This is a genomic window from Mesobacillus sp. (assembly GCF_049588175.1).
GTDB lineage: Bacteria > Bacillota > Bacilli > Bacillales > Cytobacillaceae > Mesobacillus.
The window spans coordinates 1-3,263 of the sequence record NZ_JBAVFI010000717.1 but is presented as its reverse complement, the minus strand read 5'-3'; the positions used below and the strand labels follow the sequence as shown (position 1 = coordinate 3,263).

The 3,263-nt window shown below is 44.3% G+C and carries 2 protein-coding genes and 1 pseudogene; all 3 read left to right on the top strand.

The window, feature by feature from the left end; genetic code table 11:
* Positions 1-329: 329 nt before the first annotated feature.
* Positions 330-1,493, top strand: coding sequence for a sensor histidine kinase (locus tag WB217_RS17460; protein ID WP_423994563.1), 1,164 nt, complete (start codon positions 330-332; stop codon positions 1,491-1,493).
* Positions 1,494-2,150 carry a response regulator gene (locus WB217_RS17455; protein ID WP_423994562.1) on the top strand — a complete coding sequence of 219 codons (657 nt, stop codon included), beginning with the start codon at positions 1,494-1,496 and terminating at the stop codon, positions 2,148-2,150. It begins immediately after the preceding gene.
* Between the two features lie 166 nt (positions 2,151-2,316).
* Positions 2,317-2,992 (top strand): annotated as a pseudogene (locus tag WB217_RS17450) (ABC transporter ATP-binding protein); the annotation flags it as partial.
* Positions 2,993-3,263 lie beyond the last annotated feature (271 nt).

Below are 3,263 nucleotides of genomic sequence, written 5' to 3'. Positions count from 1 at the left end.
CCTTCCATCCTTTCCCTCATAGCCATAGCGGCACAAATCCTTTGAAAAGACCTATCCCCTCACGCGTGTTTAATTTATTCTTTGAAGCATGGGGACGTACCTAATGCTTCCGTTTATTAAGAGGATTTCCCACTGGATTTCAATACTTTTGCGCTGAACATATGTCATCAAAAGAAGCAAAGGGTACGTCCCTTTGCTTCGTCCCTTTGCTTCCTGTTAGTTTAGGATTATAATGGTAATATCTTCTAGGGCGTGTAAGGCAGGGAGAAAATTCTCATGATAGTGGTGATGGTGTGAAGCTGACCTTTTTGAGCAGTCTCCGGTTGGTCATGTTCATTTTAATCAGTATTACTTATTATTCTTCTGTAGATTCACCTACAACAATTCAGCTCATTTTTGTGATTGCAGCAGGAATAGGTTTCTGTTTCAATCATCTATTTTTGGCAACCCCGCTTGGAAAAAAATATTATCCTATTCCTTTAGCATTGGACTCTTTACTGATTGTCGGGTTTGTTTATTTTTATCCCGAATCGACTCTTTATTTGATTTTGTTCGGAGTGAATGCCGTTACCCTTTTCTTAATAGCGGAAAACAAAAGGGTTATTTGGGGATTTTCACTAGCATTTTTCCTGATCTGGGGCGTATGTCTTTATTATATCTATGCCGTTACTGGCACTATATCAATCAGGGAAAATACCATCAATTTTGCTTTTATTCTATTTGAAGCGGTCGTCGGTAGACTGATACATAAATTGCTTCATGCCCAGGGTCAAATCGAAACCCAGTACGGCGAGCTTCATGACACTCACCTTGCTTTGAAAAACGCACATCAGCAATTGCATCATTACTCCAGGCAGGTGGAAGAACTGACCCTGGTGCGTGAGCGCAACCGGATTTCAGGCGAGATTCATGATACGGTCGGCCACAAAATGACCGCGCTGCTCGTCCAGCTTCAGGTTGCTAAGGAGCTGATGGATTCTCAGCCTGAAAAAAGCAGGCAGACGATGCTGCTTTGTGAAGAGCTGGCGAGGAATGCTCTCCAGGAAATCCGCTTGTCTGTCAGAACATTGAAAGATCATGATCAGCCACAGTCCTTCGTCACGACAGTAAAAAAACTGCTGGAGGATTATCAAGTAATGACCGGGCTCTCATCCAGGTTCTCTGTAAAAGGCGATGTAGCCCAACTACCAATTCCCATCCAATTAGACTTGACCCGTGTCATACAGGAATCGATCACCAATGCAGTCCGCCATGGGCAGGCGAGGGAATGCTCCGTTCAGATGGATGTATCGGAATCAACTGTTCGCATTTTGATTCAAGATAACGGATCAGGGGCAACAAAAGTAAGCCCTGGATTCGGATTGAAAAATATGAGAGAAAGAGTCCTTGAACATGGAGGGACGATCGTGTTTGAAAGCACATCTTCAGAAGGCTTTGTTGTGAAAGCAAGTTTTCCGCTGAATGATATGCAATGGCAAATAGGGGGAGCATAGATGGTTAATATTTTAATAGTCGATGATCAGGAATTGATGAGGGACGGACTGGCGACCATTTTAGCTTTGCGTCCGGAAATCGAGGTGGCGGGTGTTGCCTCCAATGGGCAGGAAGCTTTTGAAAAAGCGGGTGAATTGCGTCCGGATATTGTGCTGATGGATATTCGCATGCCTGTTGCAAATGGAGTCGAAGGAACGAGGCTGATCACGTCCGCCTATCCAGATATCAAGGTATTGATGCTGACGACTTTTAATGAGAGTGCGTTGATCTTTGAAGCTCTTGAAGAAGGGGCAAGCGGATATTTGTTAAAAGACATGCCGACCGATGCAATTGTGCAGGCGATCATGACTGTCCAATCAGGAGGCATGGTGCTTCCGAAAGAACTGACGGCGGATATTGTCAGGGAAATGAAAAGAAGCCAGTCCGCCGATCAAATCAGCGAGGTTCCGGAAATCATTAAGGAATTGACGGAACGAGAGCTGGAGGTCTTGAATAAGCTTGGATTCGGATTGAATAATAAAGAGATTGCCAAGGACCTGTACATCACGGAAGGCACCGTGAAAAACCATGTTTCCAACTTAATCAGCAAGCTTGAACTGAGGGACAGAACACAGGCTGCCATCTTTGCTGTCAGGTATAACATAACAAACTTTTAATTCATGACTTTTGGCATAGTCCGCCATGAAATACAGCTATTACAGCTGTATTTTTTTTATGGAAATTTCTATCGCTGGAGGGATTTGGAATTCAAGAATCCGCTTTATACTTTTGTTATTGCTAATGAATGATAATCAATCCCATAAAGACGAAGGATGTGGAGAAATGTTAGAGGTTAAAGCGCTGAAGAAAAGCTATGGAAAACAAGAGGTCGTGAAAAATGTTTCATTTACGATCAAAAAGGGCGAGGCGTTCGGATTGCTTGGACCGAACGGAGCGGGGAAATCGACAACAATCTCGATGATCTGCGGCCTTGTGCAATATGACCAAGGGGAAGTGCTTGTCGCCAATCAATCGGTAAAAAAAGCTCCGATGTTCATCAAAAAGAAAATAGGGGTGGTTCCTCAGGAAATCGCCCTTTATCCAACAATGACAGCTAAGGATAATCTGCTGTTCTGGGGGAAAATGTACGGTTTAACAGGTGCGCAGGCAAAAAAACGGGCAGGAGAAGTACTCGAAATCGTCGGATTGAAGGATCGGGAAAAAGATCGCATTGAAACCTTTTCAGGTGGAATGAAACGAAGAATCAATATCGGCGCCGCCTTAATGCATGAACCCGAGCTGCTTATTATGGATGAGCCGACCGTCGGAATTGATCCGCAGTCGCGAAATCATATCCTGGAAACGGTCAAAGCCTTGAACGAAAAAGGCATGACGATCATCTACACGAGCCATTACATGGAAGAAGTGGAGTTTCTCTGTAACCGCGTCGGCATTATGGACCACGGAGAAGTGATTGCCATCGGGACGAAAGCCGAACTGTGCAGCCGCTTAGCGGGAAGCAGCTATATTCAGATGAAAGTCGAATCCTTTTCTGATGAAGCGATGGAGGCGATGAAGGAAGCAGCGGATGTGACTCAGATTATATACCAGGAAGAGTCAGGGATCATCGAGATATTTGCACAGAATCCCCAGAAGCTATTAGGCTCCATCATTACAATAGCAGTTAATCTTGGATTGAAAATAGAAGCGGTAGAAATGAAAGAATCGAATCTTGAGACGCTTTTCCTGCAGCTCACAGGACGATCTTTACGAGATTAGGAGGATAAGAG